Origin of the sequence: Isobaculum melis (assembly GCF_900111355.1) — a bacterium.
Taxonomy (GTDB): domain Bacteria; phylum Bacillota; class Bacilli; order Lactobacillales; family Carnobacteriaceae; genus Isobaculum; species Isobaculum melis.
This window is the reverse complement of the sequence record NZ_FOHA01000008.1, coordinates 90,441-111,998: the sequence shown is the minus strand read 5'-3', so window position 1 is coordinate 111,998 and position 21,558 is coordinate 90,441. Positions and strand designations below refer to the sequence as shown.

At 34.9% G+C, this 21,558-nt stretch carries 17 protein-coding genes; 3 read left to right on the top strand and 14 right to left on the bottom strand.

All coding sequences use genetic code 11. The features are described from left to right. Positions 1-844 precede the first annotated feature (844 nt). The gene (locus BMW29_RS07845; RefSeq protein ID WP_092652130.1) at positions 845-1,120 is read left to right on the top strand and encodes a hypothetical protein; all 276 of its coding nucleotides are present in this window, start codon (positions 845-847) and stop codon (positions 1,118-1,120) included. Positions 1,121-1,183: 63 nt separating this feature from the next. Here BMW29_RS07845 and BMW29_RS07840 read toward each other — a convergent pair whose 3' ends face one another. From BMW29_RS07840 to BMW29_RS07810, 7 genes are all read right to left on the bottom strand, one after another. Then, positions 1,184-2,071, bottom strand: a complete 888-nt coding sequence (locus BMW29_RS07840) for a GNAT family N-acetyltransferase (protein WP_177165716.1) — start codon at positions 2,069-2,071, stop codon at positions 1,184-1,186. A 62-nt stretch (positions 2,072-2,133) separates the two neighbouring features. Beyond that, positions 2,134-3,048, bottom strand: coding sequence for an undecaprenyl phosphate translocase family protein (locus BMW29_RS07835; protein ID WP_092652138.1), 915 nt, complete (start codon positions 3,046-3,048; stop codon positions 2,134-2,136). A 264-nt stretch (positions 3,049-3,312) separates the two neighbouring features. Continuing rightward, positions 3,313-4,413, bottom strand: a complete 1,101-nt coding sequence (locus tag BMW29_RS07830; protein ID WP_092652126.1) for a WxLIP family cell surface protein — start codon at positions 4,411-4,413, stop codon at positions 3,313-3,315. Between the two features lie 74 nt (positions 4,414-4,487). Next, positions 4,488-5,279, bottom strand: coding sequence for a WxL domain-containing protein (locus BMW29_RS07825; protein WP_092652124.1), 792 nt, complete (start codon positions 5,277-5,279; stop codon positions 4,488-4,490). A 22-nt stretch (positions 5,280-5,301) separates the two neighbouring features. Then, on the bottom strand, positions 5,302-6,108 hold the full coding sequence (locus BMW29_RS07820) for a WxL domain-containing protein (RefSeq protein ID WP_092652122.1): 807 nt from the start codon (positions 6,106-6,108) through the stop codon (positions 5,302-5,304). After that, positions 6,092-6,439 (bottom strand): LPXTG cell wall anchor domain-containing protein, encoded by a 348-nt coding sequence (locus tag BMW29_RS07815; RefSeq protein ID WP_177165715.1) that lies wholly within the window; start codon positions 6,437-6,439, stop codon positions 6,092-6,094. Before BMW29_RS07815 ends, BMW29_RS07820 begins: the two co-directional genes overlap by 17 nt. Positions 6,440-6,455: 16 nt before the next feature. After that, positions 6,456-8,612 (bottom strand): WxL domain-containing protein, encoded by a 2,157-nt coding sequence (locus tag BMW29_RS07810; protein ID WP_092652118.1) that lies wholly within the window; start codon positions 8,610-8,612, stop codon positions 6,456-6,458. Between the two features lie 368 nt (positions 8,613-8,980). Between BMW29_RS07810 and BMW29_RS07805 the strand changes: the two genes are divergently transcribed. Continuing rightward, positions 8,981-10,456, top strand: a complete 1,476-nt coding sequence (locus tag BMW29_RS07805; RefSeq protein WP_092652116.1) for a helix-turn-helix domain-containing protein — start codon at positions 8,981-8,983, stop codon at positions 10,454-10,456. 593 nt (positions 10,457-11,049) lie between these two features. Continuing rightward, complete coding sequence (locus BMW29_RS07800; RefSeq protein WP_092652114.1) at positions 11,050-11,574, top strand: FUSC family protein; 525 nt, start codon at positions 11,050-11,052, stop codon at positions 11,572-11,574. Positions 11,575-11,817: 243 nt separating this feature from the next. Here BMW29_RS07800 and BMW29_RS07795 read toward each other — a convergent pair whose 3' ends face one another. From BMW29_RS07795 to BMW29_RS07765, 7 genes are all read right to left on the bottom strand, one after another. Beyond that, the gene (locus BMW29_RS07795) at positions 11,818-12,492 is read right to left on the bottom strand and encodes a YisL family protein (RefSeq protein ID WP_092652112.1); all 675 of its coding nucleotides are present in this window, start codon (positions 12,490-12,492) and stop codon (positions 11,818-11,820) included. Between the two features lie 104 nt (positions 12,493-12,596). Beyond that, positions 12,597-14,048, bottom strand: a complete 1,452-nt coding sequence (locus BMW29_RS07790; RefSeq protein WP_425431598.1) for a flotillin lipid rafts scaffold protein FloT — start codon at positions 14,046-14,048, stop codon at positions 12,597-12,599. Positions 14,049-14,074: 26 nt separating this feature from the next. Further along, positions 14,075-14,593 (bottom strand): NfeD family protein, encoded by a 519-nt coding sequence (locus BMW29_RS07785; protein ID WP_092652108.1) that lies wholly within the window; start codon positions 14,591-14,593, stop codon positions 14,075-14,077. A 347-nt stretch (positions 14,594-14,940) separates the two neighbouring features. Beyond that, on the bottom strand, positions 14,941-18,255 hold the full coding sequence (locus tag BMW29_RS07780; protein ID WP_177165714.1) for an ABC transporter permease: 3,315 nt from the start codon (positions 18,253-18,255) through the stop codon (positions 14,941-14,943). Positions 18,256-18,270: 15 nt separating this feature from the next. Then, the gene (locus BMW29_RS07775; protein WP_092652104.1) at positions 18,271-18,972 is read right to left on the bottom strand and encodes an ABC transporter ATP-binding protein; all 702 of its coding nucleotides are present in this window, start codon (positions 18,970-18,972) and stop codon (positions 18,271-18,273) included. Positions 18,973-19,216: 244 nt separating this feature from the next. Next, positions 19,217-19,888: a Fic family protein gene (locus BMW29_RS07770; protein WP_092652102.1), complete on the bottom strand. Its 672-nt coding sequence runs from the start codon at positions 19,886-19,888 to the stop codon at positions 19,217-19,219. A gap of 270 nt (positions 19,889-20,158) precedes the next feature. After that, positions 20,159-21,544, bottom strand: coding sequence for an amino acid permease (locus BMW29_RS07765; RefSeq protein ID WP_092652100.1), 1,386 nt, complete (start codon positions 21,542-21,544; stop codon positions 20,159-20,161). Positions 21,545-21,558 lie beyond the last annotated feature (14 nt).

Here is a 21,558-nt window from a genome sequence, read left to right as displayed (position 1 = left end):
TTACCATGATCAAAAAAAATCTAGCTGGTGGTTTTGACTCTAAAGCTGGAAAAAAAGTTCAAGAACAATCTGAAGACAAAAGAAAAAGAATTTCCGCAGGAGAAGAAATAGCCTATGAGGTAAAAAAATCATGTTCCACAAAGGGATGGTTTTGAAATTTACTAGAAGAAAAGCTACATTTTTTCTATCCCCATTGGCAAAATAAACTTATTTTAAATTATCCATTGCTTATTCCGAACTATTTATTTATACTTAGGATTGTAGGATAGAATTTAAAGAACGTCAAAATAAATAAAAAATTGGCACTCCGAAGTTTGGCGGAAACCGAACTTTAGAAGCCTTGTAGAGACAGCAGACACTGCCCAACAAGTTGCCAATAATCACAAACAATTGCTTGTTAGCTTTTTAATAATGTACTCAACAATGGATAGGTTTTCTAGTGGGACTTTTGTTCATTCTTTGGGTGCATATTTATTTAGCTATGGTTTTGTTTAAAGATTATTGATGATGGTATTGGGATATTTTCTCAATGCCTTTTTTATTTTCTATCCTGCGTTTTGAGTATTATATTTTAAGTCGCAGGATAGAAGTAAAAAACAGCATAAAAAAATGGCACTTCATAGCTTGGCGGAAACCAAATCTATGAAGCCCTGTATAAACAGCAGACACTGCCTATACAAGTTGCCAATAGCCAGCACCGAAGCACTAGCTTCTTTATTGTACCTAATTTTTTGAATTTTTTCAATAAGGGTTCTTTGGTGTATCTATTGAAAACGGTATTGGTATAGTTGACCATTATCGTTTTTTATTTTATGAATGCGCAAAAATGATAGGAGGAATTCGTTTGAAAAAAAATGGTGCAAGGATTATTGAATTGTCGAGAAAAGTGATTGATGATAGTTATACTGTAGTGGATTATTTGGAAGAAGGGGAAAATCGCGAGGCACAAGAATACTTAGCATTAGCAAAAGAAGGAATGGATCAGTTGTGGTATGAGATTGGAGTCGCTGAGGGGACAGCAGAGACTGGGAAAGATGTGAGTGAGTTGATGTATTTGATGCAGTATATTTATATGGCAAGTACTGGATTGACGATGGCGAAAGGAAAAGTTAAGTGTTAAGTTAAAGAAAATAAAGAGGTACGGAAAGTACCTCTTTAAGTATTGTTTTGGCCTTTGTACATCCTATCCATGAGAAGTCACCGGAAACATAAAAGCGCCACTAAATAAATTCATTGCATCGCTTCCACGAACAAACAGCACATCATCTAAATCTAGTATCTCACTTGTTTCAAATTCATCAGTTGGTAAGTTGGGCATAAAATGAAAGACAATCTTTTCCACACCTTTATCCACAATCACATCTAAGACATCATTTAAATCAACCTCTGCCTTCCCAATGACATCAAATAATTGAAGGTCCCCCTGTTCGATGCTGTACAAAACGATAACATCTAACGCTTCAATATAATAAATCGCATCTTTAAAAACGACAATAAAGTAAAACAATAACAAATGCGTATTATGGAAAACTTCTATATTTGCTTTTTGTGAATGAGCATTTTTGACAAAGTCTTTTAACAGTAGCCAATCTTCCTGATGATCAATTGATAGCTTCTTTAGTTCACTCGTTTTTGCTTTCCTCGGTTGATTGACTAACTGTATAGCCCGCCATTCATTCACTCTTGCAAAGCCAAATTTAGGATAAAAATCCAAGACTTCATCATTTGCAAACAAATAAATAAAGTCGCAAAGTGGCTCGTATTTTCCAATTACATAATCCATCAATTGCCTTGCTAATCCTTGTCCAATGTAATCTGGATGAGTCATAACCGTTCCAATTTGAATCGTGTGATAGGCTTTACCTGCTATGCTCAAATCCATTTTATGTACTGAGACATTGGCAATAATCTTACCTTCATCAGCAAATGAATAGCAGATATAATTTTCTCCCCATGCATCGCGCTGATACCATGGTTTAAAATCTAATTGGAACACTAGTTGTGCTAGCTCATTAAAACTCTCTTTTAGCTGTAAATTTTCTTTATAATCTTCAATCAATTGGTAGCTCATCTTGTTCTCTCCTTTGGCTATTTCCATTTTCAGTTTAACCTATGTAAAAAAAGAAACAGCAGCTATACTGTTTCTTTCTCTTCCGGAGAATCCAAGAAAATGGTGCAGACAATTCCTACAACTACACAGACAACTGCCATCACAATTAATCCTAGCTGACTTCCGATATTCCCAGTTGTTGGCCAAAACTTTACTACGCCTGTTTCAAACAAAGTAATAATTGCCGAAACGACCACACCTGCAACACCATAATAAACTTGTGCTTCATAGCGTTTTAATAAATACCCCATTAATTTTGCCACTAAAATAATGCCTACTACCGAACCAACCATAAATGGGATGATGAGTAGTGTGGAGCGAAAGGCTTCGTTTGCGGCCTCCCAATTGCCTTTAATCAGATAGGCAACCATATCAACTGATTGGCCAACTGCATGATAAACAGTGCCGTATTGGTTGATAACCATCAGCATAATACTCCCGCTGACACCTGGTATCGACATCAACGAAACTGAAAAGCCTCCTGCAAATAGCATCGCAAAGGCATCATCAAAGCTATCTAATGCGGGAATGGCAATATAGGCATCACTGCCACCTTCACCGAGTTTCGTTAACAAGGTTAGTCCTGCAAGTGCTGCTACTGAAACGAGTAGGTAAACAGGCTTGAAGGGGATTTTCTTCATTTTTTTCAAAACTAAGGGAATACTACCGATAACGAGCCCAACAAAAAAGAGGTAAGACTGGATAGGATAAGCTTCACAGACCCATAAAATGATTTTGGTGGAAGCTAAAATGCCAATTGCTGCCCCAATTCCAATGGGGAATAAAAATTTAATCGCTTTTTTCTTGTCTTGTCTAAAGTTGTTAATTGCATCTAATATTTTTTCATAAAGTCCAACAACAACTGCAAAAATACTTCCTGATAAGCCAGGTATCACAAGTGCAATGCCGATTAAAAAGCCTTTAATTGTATTGATCAGTGCCATATTTATTTTGTTCTCCTTTAATTTTCAAATCTGATTATATATGCTCATTCTGTTATATAACAATAATTATAGCGTTTATATAAGCAGAACTCAATGATTTAAGGAAAACTTAAACCATGTCCGCTAGCTGTTTAAATTAAAAAAATCGCTACAATTTCTCTTGAGAAAAAGTAGCGATTCATCTAGTCCGTGTCTGACAACTACAGTGGCATCCGAATTTTTCAGACACGACCTAATTAGAATGATTTTCTTATCAGTTTATTTTTTTCTACGAGATCTAGATTCACCATTTATTTCATGACGAAGTTTTTCTACTTCTCGATTTTTTTCTTTAAATTTTTTTCTAAGGATATACAATACAATAGCAACAGCTAGCAGTGCTAGTATACCACCAACGATAAGATAGAGATTTGAATCTTCTTTCTTGATGGTTACATCTTGTTTGTTTAGTGTATCTGCTTCGTCTTTAGTTATTTCAAAATCTTCAGTGAAATGCCATGTTTCACCTTTAGACTCTGCAACTAAATCTAATGTATACTTACCAGCTTTCAAAGCTTCCCCATTTAATTTAATGGGATAAGCAAATGAAGAATTAGGCGCCATTTGCATGTCTGAGGTTTCAGACTCATAAACAATTTCTTTTTTCCCTTTTTCAGTTACACTAGCTTTTACTAATAGCTTATTCTGAAATTTAGGTTTTGTATTTTGTAAAGTCGCAGAAATAACATTTCGGTTATTAATTTGTTCAGCAATGACATTTTTTAATTTTAATTCAGATGCAACTGGCTGATCATTTTCATTCAAAACAATAGCAACTACATACGCATATTGGTTTTCGATAGATAAACTTGCTTCTTCTTTGTCCTGCTTTTCTTGTTTATTTTCAGTCGTTTCTTTTTGTTCCAAAGTAATTCCACCGGCCAAAATTCCATCAAATGCTTCTTTGGGTATGCTTACCGTTAGGTGTAAATCAGCAGTTCCTTTTGCTGGAATTGTGACTTCTTCTTCTATGCTTTTAACTAAATCTTCAATGCGATATTGAATTGTATCATCTGGTTCACTATTTGACACACCATATTCCACAACCCCATTTAGATTAGTTGTCGCTGTTTTAATCGTTGGAATAACAGTCACTTCTTTATCTGTCGCATTTTTTAACTGAATCGTTAAAGTTTGCTCTGTAAGAGGGGTAACCTGTAAATCATAGTAGGTTTTTTGTTTATCCTGCTGATTCTCTGGAATAACTGGTATAACGCTAAAATTTAATTCCGATGCAGCTACATGTCCATAAGTTGTACCTGCTATTAGACAAAATATAGCAGCAAATGTGATAACGATTAATTGATATATTTTTTTCATTTTGATTTTCCCATTCCCTTTTGAAAGTCAGATACAGGAATACGCCTCAATCGGCATATTCCTGTAAAGTTTAATTATTCATTTGCTGGAAGACTAGATAGTGTCCATGTTAATGATGTTGAATAAGATTCTGCTAACTTATCTGTAGTACCTGGCACTGATAATGTAATGCTATCAGTTACAGAATAACCTGCTTTACTACCATCATCATTTAGTGCTTCAGTGATACCTGCTACATCACCAAAAAGATACGACCAAGTTCCCCCACCTTGTCCATCAGCTGCTTCAACAATTTTGTCAACAACACCTGTGCCATCTGGAGTTAAACTAAATGCTGCTTTCACAGTTCCTGGTGCAGTTGATTCTGAAATACTTGCTAATGTACCATTTGAAAATTTGATTTCAGCACCTGTTAAAACTTTTCCAGAAGTTGAAACAAATTGACCATTTTGTTTAACGCCTAATGTCCACCCTTTTAATGTACCACGAGTATCAGATACTTGGGCAAAGTTTGGTACAAAACGACCATCTTCTAATTTTTGTGCTTTTGCTTTATAGACTTCATCTTTAGTTGAAATTTTGTTTGAACCAAAATCAAGAGCAGAAGCATAGTCTAAACTTAACGGGCCATCTGTTCCTGGCTCGATTGGTTTATCAGGATCAGTTGGATCTACTGGTTTAATTGGTTTACCTGGATCAGTTGGATCAGTTGGTTCAGTTTTCTCTTCATTTGCTGTAAAGTTTGTCACTGCATCTGTATTTCTAGTTTTTGGTGTTTCCTCAGCTGCAAATGTATTTGTGCTATTTCCTAAAACAACTGCGCTTAATAATAATGCGCTTAATGTCATGATTTTAAATTTTTTCATTTTTATTACCCCTTTTCAGTTCTTATTCGTTATTTGGTGTTGAAGCTAATGTCCATGTTAATGATGTTGAATATTTCACTGCATCAATTGGTGTAGTTCCTGGAATGAATAATGACACAGATTTATTTTTCTTAACTGTTTCTTCACCGTCTTGAATATCTTCTACAGTACCAAATAAATCAACCCATGTACCACTACCATTTCCTTTAGCTGCGGCCATAACTTTAGCACTATCACCATTTGGATTTAATTCAACTTCATAAGTAGTTGGTGCAATAACACCTTCCACATTAGAAACAGCAGAACCGTTCGCTAATGTAATCGCTGCTGATGTTAAAACACTATTTTGTGTTTCTTCATTTGTTAGTTGACCATTTTGTTTAACAGTTAAAGTCCAACCAGCATTTGTTCCACGTTTATCAGAAACTTGGATATAGTTAGGACGAGGTCTAGTCAAATCTGGACCAGTTTTATCTGCATTAAAGTAATATTGTGGATTAGCATAATATGTAACATCTTTAGATGTTATTTTATTTGAACCAAAATCAATAGATGAAGCAAAATCAATCCCTAAAGGACCACCTGTACCAGGATCTGGTTCATATGTTGGTGGATTGGTTGGATCAAAAGGATCTACAGGGTTATTAGGATCTGGATCTAATGGATCAACTGGACCTGTAGACTCTGTATCCGCCTCAAACTCAACAACCGCATTACTGTTATAGCTTTTATCTATCACAGTCTCATCTGCAAAAACTGCTTGTGTACTATTTGATAGTACCAGTAAAGCTAATGTTACTAACGCACTATTTTTAACTATTTTTTTCATTTTCTTCGTTCCTCCTAGATACTTTTTGTTTTATATTTATCAATAGTATTGAACCAACAATTGTTAGGCCAATAACCATTAAATAACCGGAATTTTTTTCTCCTGTTGAAGGGAGAATTTCTTGCGAGCGTGTTAATGGGATTACTTCTGAATAATCAATAGAATAATCTGGTTTGGATTCAGTTTCAGGTTCATATTTACCATAAAAACCAATTTCAATCCTACTACGATATTCAATATCTTCAGAAGCTTCAATTAATCTTAAAGGAACAAACAGTAGAAAGATTAATCCTATTGAAATAAAAATGAAGCTCATTTTATTTTTTTTCAAACTGTCACACACTCCCTTATTCATTCGCTGGAACATCTGCTAATGTCCACTTCATCGAACCTTTATATTGACCTGCTTTGACATTTCCTGGCTTAACATGTAAGTAGAAGCCATTTTTCCAAACAGTCTGTTCAAACCAACCTGCTGATACATCATAATTTGTATTATCTATATTTGTGTGTATCGCGATATCTATCGGACTTTCAGACAGCTCTTTAGAAGTGCCATCTTCAAATTGATACATTATGCCCCCATCTAGGGGTTCTTGAGTCGTTCCATAATGTAATGATTCACTCATTGCAACTTTTAATGTCCATTTTTGCTTTTGATAACGTGTGTCTTTAATTTTTAAAGATTCCGTCATTGGTAACGGATAGTAATCTTTAGGAACTGTTTTGATTTTCAAATCTTTAAAAACAATTTGAAGAGGTGCTTCTTCAAGTGTCAGTTCTCCTTGTATCACAGTAATAGGTACTTGGACTGTGACTTCAATAGAAGACAGCTTACTTTTGATTGTCACTTCTATTGTTGTTTCTCCAAGCGCTAAAAATTCTTTACGTTCTACAACACCAACTACTGTAATCGTATCATTAGGAAATGAACTCGTTAATTTTCCTACTAGTTCAGGAAGAATCAAATCATCTGTACTACTACCTATTGAAACAGTCGTTGGAATTCCTTCTCCACTTGGAACAGCTGCATATTTCACTGTAGCATTAGCAGTTACACTTTCAAAATTTTGACTGTGTGATCCATTGATTGGAATGATTAAAGAATCTCCCGATAAATAATCAGTAACTTTTTCTGAATAAGCATCTACATCTAGTATTAAATCAATACTTAAATTTTGGTATTCCATTGTCTGTAGCTGTTCTTTTGTTGTTGCAATGATAATATTGTGTTCAGTCCCTAATGTTAGGGTGAAATGAGCGGTCATATTTTCGCCCTTATCATTTTTTATCTCTAATTTTTCAACATCATTGGCTGATAGCTTAAGAATTTCATCAACTTTTAAATTCATTTCATAACCATTTAGATAGAGATTTTTACTTGTTTGCTGAGGTAGCACTTGTCCAACGGTATATTCAGCTTTCATATTAGGAGTATTAATTCCTCCAGTAATTGTTAGCTTTTCATAAGGTGCTGGTGTAAAAAAACTATGCTCAAAGGTTTGAACAATCCCATAACCGCCAATTTGTCCCAACTCCTCAGGAGGGGCCTCCATTTCAGGTGATGCCGTAACGCTCCAGCTCATATTTGGTTTGGTTAACAAATAAATCTCTTCACGTCCACCGACAGTATTTCGTCTAAGTGTAAAAGTTGTTGGAGTCTCCTCATAACTATACAAATTATCAGGTAATGAAAAAGTTCTTAGAATATCATCTTTATTAAATTCCAAGTAAAAATTCTCCGTGATTTTATAAGGGATTAAGCAATAAATATCTAATTCGTTGCCTAACATATCATAAACTTTTTGTGAATATTTTATTTGTTGATTTCGAAACAGTTTAGTAATGATACCTTCTGAAGGCATCTCATGCCCAACTGGATAAATACTCATATCAAAATATCGGTTGGGCGCTTCATTACGTGACTCAACAGTCCATTCTACAATAAGTTTTTTTCCTTTATATTCTCCAACATTTTCAAATCTATAAATATCTCCAATTTTTATTTCAGTTTCGTAATCTAAAGGCATTCCATTTAATAACATTCTTGTATTGTCGTTAAACTCTAATACAACTGTATTTTCTGGAAGGTTTAAATCACTATTATCAACAGCATTTCCCTCATGTGTGATTAAGGTGTTTAAAGGAGAATATTCTAGAGGAATCGACGGATCTAATCTTTGATTTGGAACCCGTGAAAATTCTTCTGATTGAATCGCTTCTTCTAATAAAGGCTTTTCTTCTAATATAGGATCTTCTTCCTGATTATGTACTTCTGAATCTGAAATGGATGTATCTAATGAACTATCTTGTTCATTATTTAGATCATTTTCGTTTTTATTATTTGATAACTTGTCTTGCTGCTCTATTTCCGTATTACTTTCGGAAGGTTTAATTTCAGAAATGTCATTGTTATTCTGATCTGCAATTTCAGCAAATGACAGATGGTTCATCATACTACTGAATAAAAATAACAAAACAACATATGTAACCTTTTTTTTCATGAGCATCCTCTCCTTTATTATCACTGTTACCTATTTTAAAATAATTGTCGCATTAGCGGAATTACCATTTAAAACTATTTAATCAGAACATATCTTTTCTAAGAAACGGATTTAACTTGAGCCATTTCTTTTAAATTCAAAATACGTTCCATCTGACCCAAAACCAATAATAACACATTACAAGCCATTATTCCTTTTATTTTTTTATGCATTTATCAAAAAAAAATAAAATAGATAACTAAGCATATTCCTTGATTATATTCAAATGATATACTATCAATAGATAACATGAATAATTATTTATACTAGTTATTTCTAAAAAAATATACTAAAGTAAATCTATAACTATTTATAAAAAAGGAGAATATATGATTAATTTTTTATTAGAAAAACAAAGCAACCAAAAATTAAGTGTGCTATCTTACTTAATATTTTGTGAATCAAAGACAGCAAATATTGTTGATATCATAAAAGATTTAAATTTATCAGAATTTTTAGTTACAAAAGCGATTAAAGGTATTGCTGCTGATATTGAAACTTATAAAATACAGAATTTAACCATTCAGTTACAGGAAAAAAAGGCTACATTAGTACTTAGTGAAACTGATTCTCTCCATAAGCTTTCTTGGTACTATATAAATGATTCTATTTCTTTTAAACTTTTTGACACCATTTTCAAAAAATCCCTGACTTCACTAGAATCATTTGCAAAGCAACAATTTATTAGCTTTTCGAAAGCGTATCTTTTAAAAATAGAAATAGAAGAAGAATTAAAAAAGCATGGCATTCAGATTACTTCGGATTTATCTTTCACGGGACAAGAATCCACTGTACGTTTTTTATTGTTTCAAATTTATTTCACTAGTTTTAATGGGCTCTCTTATCCTTTTAGTTCAACTATTGAAAAGATTGTGACTCAATTTACACAATTGATACAAGGGCTGCTTACAACGAAACTTTCTGAAACACAATTATTAAAATTAACTTTTTTCTCAGCGATTACTTTTGAAAGAATCTACCAACAACACCATGTTTCATTTACAGAGGATGAAGCATTTACTCTACAAAATGAGTCGTCTTTTACTTTAGCAATCAATGATTTTTTTAAAGAGCATACAACCATGAATGATGATTTCATTCAGTCAGAAACGCAATTTTTACAAATATTCTTAATTTCCGAAAAATTAATAATGGTTGATAAAGAAAATATTCTTTTCAAAAAAAATAATGTTTTTCTTAAAATTGAAAGCATGACACTTCTCTTTTTTGATAGTTTCACACAATACTTTAAAAAGCCCTTATCTCAAAAGTTAACGACAGCATTAGAAAAAGAAATTTTTAGAATTAATTATGCTTTTATTTTTATTAGACCCTTTTATTTAAAGTCTTATTTTAAAATAAATGACCCGTTTATTAAGGAATGTTATCCAGACTTTCACGCATTTTCAACCTTATTTATTTCAACATTATCTAATCAAATAAGTGATTTAGAAGAACCTCATAAAGACTGTCTTCTTCACGACTATCTATTTGCATTGATTCAAATAATTCCGAATACTTATTTTAACGAAGCCATTCATATTTGTGTTGATTTTTCATCTGGTCCTATCTACAATCACTTTATTGGTGAAAAAATAAAATTATTTAAATTCTTTAACATCCGAATAGAACGTTACTTATCTAAACAAACAGATATCTATTTATCCGATATCCTTTTACCAAATATTCATTGTAAAACACTCATTTGGAACACTTTGCCTCTTGCTTCTGATTGGGAATCTTTAGGCAATCAAATCATTCGTATCAATAATGAAAAGTTAAAGAAGAGAATGCCCCATATGTAAAAGATTTACTACTATGCTCAGTTGAAAATAAGACTCAATCTTTCTAATTCTTTACCTATCATTTAAAATAGAAGCTGAACCAAAAAATATTTAGGTTCGAGCACCAATCCCTTCAGCTCTAGTATTGTCATGCTTCTTGTCATACTTCTTGTCATGCTTCTTGTCATGCTTCTTGTCATGCTTCTTAGGATTTTAATCCTTAGAAACATGATACAGATTGAACATGGTTCAACTCTGATCCTTATTTTCTTTCCTTAGAAGCATAATACAGAAGAAGCATGATACAGATCGAACTTGTTCAACTCTGATCCTTATTAAATTTGTTGTGATCGAAGCGTAGCGTAGTAGATACCAACCATCATCTACTCACTTATATTCGCAGTGACTCTTAGCAATTGCAGACCGAACACTCCTTTTGACCACCGTTTACAGAGGTAATTTATGTTTTTTAGAAACAATAAAGGGTACGAGATAAAGCTGAAAAGTTTTATCTCGTACCTTATTTTTGATTTTTTTGCTAATCTCATTTGAAAAAAAGAGCCATTTGAGCTATGATTATGAGGTAAATAAGATAAAGAAAGGATTTCTTTATTATGCAGTTTGGTCAATTTAGAATCGGTATGCGCACGTTTAAAACAGGTGTAGCTGTTGCAAGTTGTATTTTAATTTTTGCTTTATTGGGTCGTGGGACACCAATGATTGCTTGTTTATCAGCAGTCTTTGCGCTTCGAACAGATTTAGAAAAAACCGTACAATTTGGGAAAAATCGTACACTAGGCAATACAATCGGCGGAATTGTTGCACTACTCTATACATTAATTTCCAGAAACCTAGGCGACTCACTACTTTTACAAGTAGTTGGGGTTCCAATTGCCATTATCTTATTAATTGTTATTTGTGACGGACTAAATTATAATGATGGGATTATCGGTGCAGTTTCATGCTGTCTGATTATTATCTTTACCATCTCAAGTGATCAAAGCATCATTTATGTCGTAGAACGTGTTGTCGATACCTTTATCGGTTCATTTATTGCCATTTGTGTCAATTATTTGATTCCTACCCCTGAGGCTGATAAGGTAGTGGAGATCAAGAAAGCAGAAGAAAAAAAGAAATAGAAGATTTAAAAGAAGATTAAGCTTTTTAATAGCTAAAGGAAAACAAGGGCTAGACAAAACGTTAACGTTTTGTCTAGCCCTTTAAATTACTTCTAAAAAACATAAATTACCTCTATAGACGGTGGCCAAAAGTCAGGCTTTTCGGAAATTTCAAAAAATCCAACAAATACAAAAAGCGTATTGGTTGGATTTTCCTCCAATTTCTCAAGCCTTAACGACTTTTGTCTCCACCTTATTTTTCCTTTAGTTTGATGCGAAAATCCAGTCGTTAAAGATTTTATGTCCTGCTTTTAATTCACCATAGGGAACCTCATATTCTTTTCCCTGCTCTGATTGATTCACTAAAATCTCTTTATAATAAATAGATTTTGGAGAGAAAAAACCGATTGATTGATAGTCCTCATCAGCTAAAATAAACTGGCTACCAAGTAATTCCGTTTCTGTGACATCAAGTGAAAAGGTAACAAATTTTCTTTCTCTGAAAATTTGCTCTTGATAACTAAAATAATGGCTGTCATGGTTTTTCCCTAAATATGTAATTGGATAACGAACAGTGGCTTCTTGATAAAAAGGCAATGCCCGGATTTTATCAGGAAGGTACAATCTCGTATAGAATTCTTTATCATTTTTTTGATAATACTGATAGCCTAATGGTCCCATTTTCCGATCACGGATTTGCATGCTTACCTTTGTCACTAAATCCAGATAGGACTGATACTTGATACTTTGAAAAGTTGTCCAGAATCCAGATATAATCAAACTTAGACAAAAAAAGAGGCGCCATTTTTTTGCATGTTTTCTTTCTCGATAAAATAAAACAAATAATAAACCAAATATTGAAATCACTATTAAAATAAGCCATAGTAATACATGGGATTCATACCAGGTTTCTGCTGCTTGCCAGGTTGATGCGTTCATCTCTATTCCTCCTTTGGATATAAAAATGGTCGGAACAAAACTCAAAAGTTTTGTTCCGACCACATAAATTACTTCCATAAACGGTGGCCAAAATTCAGATTCTTTTAGCTTGAGTGAATATCCTGTTTAATTGTTTGTGGTGCTTTTTTAGCTAAATTTTCGATAATATCTTTGACATCTAGCCCAGTTGTTGCTTTTAAGGTTTCTTGGGTAGAGGCTAATAAATTGGTCGCATAATTGGTTACGCGATTGGCACCACTGCCTTCGCCGCCTTGACCAGTATCCACAACTGTAATTTTTTCGATGTTACCCATTGGTTGCGCAGCTTCTTTCATTAAGTTTGGTAGCATTTCGATAACCATTGAAAGAACAGCTGCTTCGCCATATTGTTTGAAGGCTTCTGCAATTTTTTCTTTTGCCTCAGCTTCTGCTTGTCCTTTGGCTAATATCGCTTCAGCTAGCGCTTGTCCTTCTAAACGAACTTGATTGGCATTTGCTTGTGCCATTGCTTCAACACGGAACTGCTCAGCTTCAGCTTCGGCTACCTCTCTTGCTTTATTCGCTAGCGCTTCTTGCTCTAATGCATAACGATCTGCATCAGCTTTTTTCTTCACTTCTGAATCATATTGTTTCTCACGACGAGTAATTTCTTTTTCTTCTAATTCAATTTGTTTTTGACGCTCAATAATTTTAACTTGCATTTCTTGTTCGGTTACTTGTTGTTTGGCAATCGCACTTTCTAAACCATAAGCTTGGTCGGCTTTGGCCTTTGCAACATCTTGTTCTTGTTTATAGCTAGCTAATTTTAAGCCTTTTTCTTTCTCAGCCTCAGCGACTTCTGTTTCTCGCTCTAACTCGGCTTGTTTCGAACTTTTCTCTGCTTCCGCACGTTTAATTCTCGTTTCTTTATCCGCTTCTGCAATAGCAATATCTGCATCACGTTTGACTTGCGCAATTCTTGGTTTACCTAAAGCATCTAAATAACCATTTTTATCTTTTACTTCTTTAATGGTAAATGAGACAATAATTAAGCCCATTTTTGCCAAATCAACACTGGCTACTTCTTGCACACTTTGGCTGAATTTATCACGATTTTGATAAATTTCCTCAACAGTCATTGAACCTAAAATCGAACGCAAGTGTCCTTCTAAAACTTCTCTTGCTTCATTTTCTAATTCTTCTCTGGTCTTACCTAAAAATTGCTCTGCTGCTGTCGCGATTTCTTCAATGGAAGAACCAATTTTAATAATTGAAGTACCATCCGCCATCACCGGTACACCTTGCTCTGTGTATACTTCAGGTGTTGATACATCTAACTTACTTGACAGTAAACTAATTCTATTTGAACGTTGGAAGACAGGCAAGACAAAAGTACCGCCACCACGAACAATTTTAATTTTATTATTTGAGTCATCTTTATGAACATTGCGACGCCCTAAGTAACTACCACTCACAATTAAGGCTTCATCAGGATTAGCTGTTTTGTATTTGGAAATAAAAATAATTAACATCATCACCACAACTAAAGCTGCAATCCCAATTAAAATATATAACATATCCATTTTTCATCTTCTCCTTTTTGTTAAAAAACATCTCGATACACGGTGACATAAGCAACACGTTCTTTAATTTCAATAATCAATACCTTTGCGCCTGCCGGAATACCTTCTCCCGGCTCATAAAGTGTTGCTGGGCGATTCATCCTACCTGTCACACTTTCAATTGCAATTTCTCCCATCCCATGTTCTGGAATCGGTGTAATCACTGTTGCTGTTCGACCTTCTATTTCCTTTTCAGAGACAGAGATGGTAGCATCTGCTTTTTTCATTGGTAAAATCACATAATAATTTAGGAGAAAGACGAGTATACTTGCAATGACAACTGCAATCCCAAGTATCAGCCCACTTCCAAACGAAGTATAAGCTTCACCAATATAGCCAAATAGAGAAATAAAAGCCAGCCATGGAACAACAACTACTGGATCTAGTGGTCCATCAAAAGCATCAAAGACTCCACTAAATAAAAATAACAATAATGTTAATACGAGACACCCAATTAATGCATACATATATAGGGTCTCAAATGGATAACCCCAGAGCATTTTCCACACCTCTCTTTCTTCTTGCTGCGACAGTTTTTAGCCTTTAGAAACATTAAATCTTGTCTCCTATCAGATACAAGATACTAGCACTCTAAAGTCCTCACCCCTTGTTTCAGCTTATCTTTACTATACCAATTCTCACAGAAAATGGAAGTAATATCGTCATCCGTAAAATGGATTTTTAGCTAATTGTGACAAAATTATTACAGAAAATAAAAAGTTGTTTTAGCACTTATTTACTGGCATTCTACCGCAAAATAGCTTGAAACTTTGGTCATCTCCTTGCTCAAAAAAGAAAACGCCTAAAATCGGAAATTTCCCGCATTTTAGGCGTTTTGATTAAAATCTTATTCAACAGCTTTTAACGCTTCAATCATATCGATTTTCTTCAACTTAAAGTGCATCACCCACATCACAATCAAGGTAAATAATAAAGTTAAAGCACTCGCTAAGAGATAGCTCCACCATCTAATGACTGGACTAAACATCGCAATATCTACTTCAGCTGTGGTTAAGACAAATCGATGTAGACCAATGCCCATGATTAACCCAAAAATAATCCCAAAAACACTGAGTAAAATATTTTCTCGGTAAATATAGGCGGTTACTTCGCTATCATAAAAGCCTAAAACTTTAATGGTTGATAGCTCTCGAACACGCTCTGAAACGTTGATATTGGTTAAATTATATAAGACAACAAAGGCTAATGCTGCTGCTGAAACAATGAGTACCATAATTACGATATTCATGCTAGACATTGTATCATCTAAGGCACCACTTAGCTGACTAATAAAGTGTGTACCGACAACATATGGCTGTTGTAAAAGGGATTCTCCTAGCTGATCTTCCCATTCTTTATTTTCTTTTGAATAGGTTAATAGCTCTGTATTATAAGTCGGTTGTTGTCCAAAAATTGTTTGATAAGTTTCTGGGGTTAAATAAAGATAATGCTGTACATAGTTTTCCGTGATACCTGTGATTGGAATGTTATATTCTTCATTATTAGTATCTACTATTTTTAGCTTGTCCCCAACTTTAACTTGATACATTTTTGCTAATTTCTCAGTAATGACTGCGCCATTTTCTTCAATTTTGATCGGCTTTCCTGTTTTGCGATTTTCAAGTGCAACAAATTGTTTTAAATCTTTGGCTGTTTCTGGAACAAATAAGGTTACATCTTGAATCTTACCATTTTTCTTAGTTGTTTTCACTTTTTCCTGTGCCACTTTTAGTGTACCAGTAATGTCTTGATGCTTGGTAATCAACTGTTCATAGTCTGTTTTCTCATCATTGGTTGCCTGATCATTTAAGCCAACTGCTAGTTGATACTGCATGACTTTTCCAAATTGTAAAGGTGCGACATCTCCAATCGAATCACGTAAGCCAAATCCTGTTAGAATTAAAGCGGTACAACCTGCTACACCTAAGATGGTCATAAACATCCGTTGTTTATATCTAAATAAATTCCGAGCGGTTACCTTTTGTGCAAAGCTTAAACGATTCCAAATAAAACCGATGCGTTCTAATAAAATACGTTGGCCACTTTTTGGTGCTTTAGGACGCATTAAGGAAGCAGCATTTGCTCTTAACTCAACACGAACGGTAACAAAAACCGTAGCTGTTGTACAAATTAAGGCCACAAGCAAAGATAAAATGGCATAGGATGCATAATAATGAATCCGAACACTTGGTAAATTATAGAGTGTGCTATAGGCATTAAAAATGACGGTTGGGAAAAGATTAAAGCCTACTAGCAGTCCCACTACGGATGCTGCAATACTCGCTACAGAAGCATAAACTAAAAACTTTTTCAGAATGTCTCCATTTCCATAACCTAATGCTTTTAATGTCCCAATTTGTAAGCGTTGTTCTTCCACCATTCGTGTCATTGTGGTTAAGCTGACTAACGCCGCAATGAGGAAAAAGAAGACTGGGAAAGCGGTTGATAAGGAGGTAATTCGGTCAGCATTATCATTGAATTCTAAATAGCCAGGCTGGATACTACGATCAAATACATAATATTTTGGCAGAGCCATTGAGGCAACTTGTTTCTTTGCTTCAGATAATTTTTGCTCTCCTTCTTGTAGCTTGGCTTCTCCTGTTGCTTTTTCTGCTTCATATTGGGCTAATCCTGTTTGATATTGTGCTGTTGCATCTGCTAGCTCTGCTTTAGCCGTCTCTAGAGAAGCTAATCCGGCTTGCTTTTGAGTAGCTAATTCTTGTCTAGCTGCTGCTAATTGTACTTTTCCATCCGTCAGCATTTGTGTGCCTTGTGCGAGCTGCGCTCGGCCATTTTCAAGAACTTGTTGCTGTGTATTGAGTTCATTTTGTGCAGTATCAAACTGTTGTGCGTTAGCAGCTAAGTTTGCTTGTATCCCTTGAACTGTTTGGCGTGCTTCAGCTTGTGTCATCAGTCCATTAAAGTAGCCCATTAATAGATTGCCTAAGTCAGGGCTATATGCGGCACCTAATTGAATCGCTTGCTGTTGTTGGGCTGCAGACACTTGATCTAATGGTAAAGCAAGTAGCTGGTCAAGCTGTGTCAATAAAGCTTGGCCTTGTTCGATTTTAGGTAAATTCTCAGCTTTTGTCTGATCTAATGCCGCCTGTCCTTCATTTAAACGCGCTTGACCTGCTTCAACTGTTTGTTGATTTGTTGCAAGCTCTTGCTCTTTTTGCGTGAGCAATTGTGCTTGTTCTTTGATTTGCTGGTCACCTGTAGCAATGCCTGCTTCAAAGGTATTTTTCCCTTGCTCATATTGCGCTTGCCCTGCAACTAACTGCTCATTGGCAGCTTCAATTTGAGTTTTAGCATCTGCTAGTGCCTTTTTCCCCTCTTCTAGTTGCTGCTCATTGGTTTGGATTTGCTCCTCAGCTTCTACTTTCAGGCTATCCAAACGCTCTTTACCAATTTGTTCAATCTGTTCTTCAATAAATGTTTGATGAGCAGTGACTTTTTGATCATAGGCTTTCGTATAGGCAGCCAAGTTCGCTGTATCGTTAAAGGTTAAATAGGCTTCTGTATAAACAGGTAAATTAAAATCTTCATTAGGAACGACTAGAAAGGCACTCGTTGTACCATTTCCAATAGAGCTATTACCTCGATTCATATTTTCAATGAATTGTGGACTGTTTACAAAGCCGACAACTTGATAAGTTGTGGTTTTTAAGGCATCCGCAATTGGTTGTTTCGCTTCATCTCCAGATTCCAAGCTCAGCGTATCACCTATTTGATAGTGCTTCGCCATTATTTTTGTGTCATCCAGTGCAATCTCTCCTGATTTTTCAGGCAGCCTTCCTTCTACTATTTCATATTGATTGAGGGTTGCCTTGCTCTCATAGCCATAAACTTTGGCTGTTGCATTCGCTTCCTTCATGAGTAAATCAGCCGTATACATTCCTTCTACTGCCTTGACCTCGGGCAGCCCCTTCAAAAAATCCATTTCTTTTTCTGATAAGCCATAAGTGGATTGGACTTTTAAATCCATTAAATGATGGGTTTGATAATAATGATTGGCTGTATCCAACATATTTGGCCCTGTTGCTTTAATTCCTGAAAAGAAGCCTACACCTAATGCAATAATCGCAAAGATAGAGAAGAATCTAGCTTTTGTTTGCCAAATTTCACGGAAGATATCCTTCCAAAGTGCTGTTTTTTTCATCACTTTTGCTCCCCCTTACCACTCAATCGATTCGACAGATACCGGATTTGGATTTTCACTCATTTTTCTCACTTTTGCATTATTAATTTCAATGACACGATCTGCCATTGGGGCAATCGCAGAGTTATGTGTAATCACAATCACCGTTGTCCCTGTTTCTCTACAAGTATCTTGTAATAATTTTAAGACTTGCTTTCCTGTGTTGTAGTCCAAAGCGCCTGTTGGTTCATCACATAATAACAATTTAGGCTGCTTGGCTAATGCGCGAGCAATTGCTACACGTTGTTGTTCCCCGCCAGAAAGTTGAGCTGGGAAATTTCCTAAACGCTCACCTAAACCAACATCTTTCAACACTTCTACAGCATCTAATGCTCGAGGAGAAATTTGTGACGCCAATTCCACATTTTCTTTCGCAGTTAAATTAGGAACTAAATTGTAAAATTGAAAAACAAAGCCCACATCATTGCGACGATAGCCAGTTAATTCTTTCTTAGTAAACTGAGCAATATCCACATGATCGACAAGAACTTGCCCTTCATCTGCCGTATCCATACCACCCAAAATATTGAGAACGGTTGATTTTCCAGCACCACTTGGTCCAACAATTACCACAAATTCACCTTTATTTACTTGGAAATCAATCCCATCATTGGCAACAATTGTTGTTTCTCCCATTTTATAGCGTTTATAAACGTCTTTCATTTGAATAAAGCTCATTTTTATCATCTCTCTTTTGTTCATTTTTAATTAACTAAATCATACCACTAAATCGTTTTTTTTATTAGTGAAAACAGTTATTTTGCTTTAATCATTTAATAAAATCAAAAAGATTAAGAAGTTATATAAAATGGACTTCTTAATCTTTTATAATTGAGGTCGTGAACAAAAATGAATCAGTCTTTCTTTTGCAAGGATAACCTTCTCAGCTATCCATTCTATTTTTAGCTTTCATGAGTCATGCTTAATAATCTATCCCAAAAATACAAAAGTCATACATAAACTGTATGATTGTTTCATTAGCATCAGATTTATCATTGTAGTAATCAGATAATAATTCATTAAATTTCATAAATTGTTGTTCAGGAATTGAAAACAAACCAACACCGTAATCAAACATTACTTTGTTAGCTGTCAAAAGTGCTGTTCGTTTATTACCATCCCAAAATAGTTGATTCTTTGAAATAAATAAAAAGAGTTTTAATGCTTTATAGGTTGCAGACATTTGTGACAACATGATTTTATCCATTGTCGCTCTCATTTGTTCTTCTGTTAATTTTGGAGGTACATACCTTCCTTGTAAGGTTGAAACTTCTACGCTACCTGTTCGAATTTCTCCTGGGAATAATGCATCTTCTTTTGCTACAAGTCCATTTATTTTTTTACTGATATCAAGAAGAGCGCCAACTGGCTTCTGAAGAATAAACTCAAAACCATGTTTTAGATGAACGACTGTAAGTACTTCATCAACCGAAACCCCATTTGCACGATTATATTTTATAATTTCTTCAGTTTGTAGTAATGTCGTATTTAGCCCTTCAAACTTTCCTGCATTATAGACCAATTCAACAATGTTCTTTTTCAAAAGGTATTCAGATTCTTTTGCACTTAATTGATATTTATCTAAATATTCCATTACTTTTCCACCTTTCTTTTTCAATGGCTTTCCATTTTTTCTATACGCTATTCAACTAATCTCTACTCAATAAAACTTTATATACAGCTCATTGTTATGCTTTAATAATCGTCCTTATACACATGCTATTGTAGCATAAAAGACAATTATTGACATGTAGAAATGAGTCATAAAAAAAGGCAATGTATCAACTAAAGAAAAATTAGTTTAAATACAACTACCTTACTTTATTATCAAGAACTACTTAGCTCAATTCAAACTGATTGACTATTATTTCTTTCCATTCAAATGACTATGCTTATATCCATAATAAGCATAAACCAACAAGCCAATGGCTAACCATAAGATAAAGATCTGCCAAGTGGTAGCGGATAGTTGCAGCATTAAATAAATGGAAACTGCCGCACCTAAAATTGGTAAGAACGGAACAAGCGGAACACGAAATTCATCTTTTGAAGGCTGCCCCATATCTCTTCTTAATAGAATCACACCAATACAAATAATACTAAATAGCATTAAGGTCACAATATTGGTCAGCTGTGCTAAGCGTTCTAACGGCACAACACCTGATAAAATACCGGCCACTGCCCCCACTACAAAAGTAGCATTGCTTGGGGTTTGCGTTTTCGGATTCACTTTACTTAATTTCTTCGGTAAAAGACCATCACGACTAATCGCAAAAATCATGCGTGCTTCCCCATAAATCATCGCAATCAATACTGTAATTAAGGTCACAATCGCGCCAATTGAAATAATACCACTGACTTGATTTTGCCCAATAAAGCGCATCGCATATGCAACTGGATCTTTTACATTTAATTCAGCAAATGGAACAATCCCTGTTAAAATTAAGGTCACGACTACATATAATACCGTTGCAATACTTAATGAGCCAATAATCCCAATTGGTAAATCTCTTTGTGGTTTCTTCACTTCTTCTGCTGCCATACTGACCGCATCAAAGCCTAAGAAAGCAAAGAAGACAATAGCTGCACCTGTAGTAATCCCACTAAAGCCCATTGGTGCAAATGGCGTCCAATTCGCTGGCTTCACATAGAAAACACCTACAATAATAAATAAAAAAATAATAGCAAATTTTACAACAACCATCACATTGTTTAAACGTAAGACTTTCTTAGCTCCTTGTGTAACCAAATAAGCAACTACAAACATCACCAAGACAGCTAAAATATCAATATAGGTGCCATTCTCAGCATTATAAGAAGCTGTCAACGCTTTAGGAAAATGAATGCCTAAGCCATTTAGCAAACCATGAACATAACCAGACCAGCCACTTGCAACAGAAGCATTGGCCAGTGTATATTCACAAATCATAAGCCAGCCTGTAATCCAGCCAATCAACTCTCCAAAAGTACTATAAGCATAAGAATAAGCACCACCAGAAATCGGCATCCGAGAAGCAAATTCAGCAAAGCAAAGGGCTGATAGGACACAGGCGAAGCCAGCCATTATAAAAGATAAGGAGAGTGCTGGTCCAGCTGTTTCAGCAGCTGCTGTACCTGTAATCACAAAAATACCCGTTCCAACAATTGCACCGATGCCCAACAAAATTAAATCCATTGCACCCAATTCTTTTTTCAATACAGAATTTTGATGCGCATTTGGATCTATTGGTTTTTTTCTAAAATAACTCATGCTCATTTTCCTCC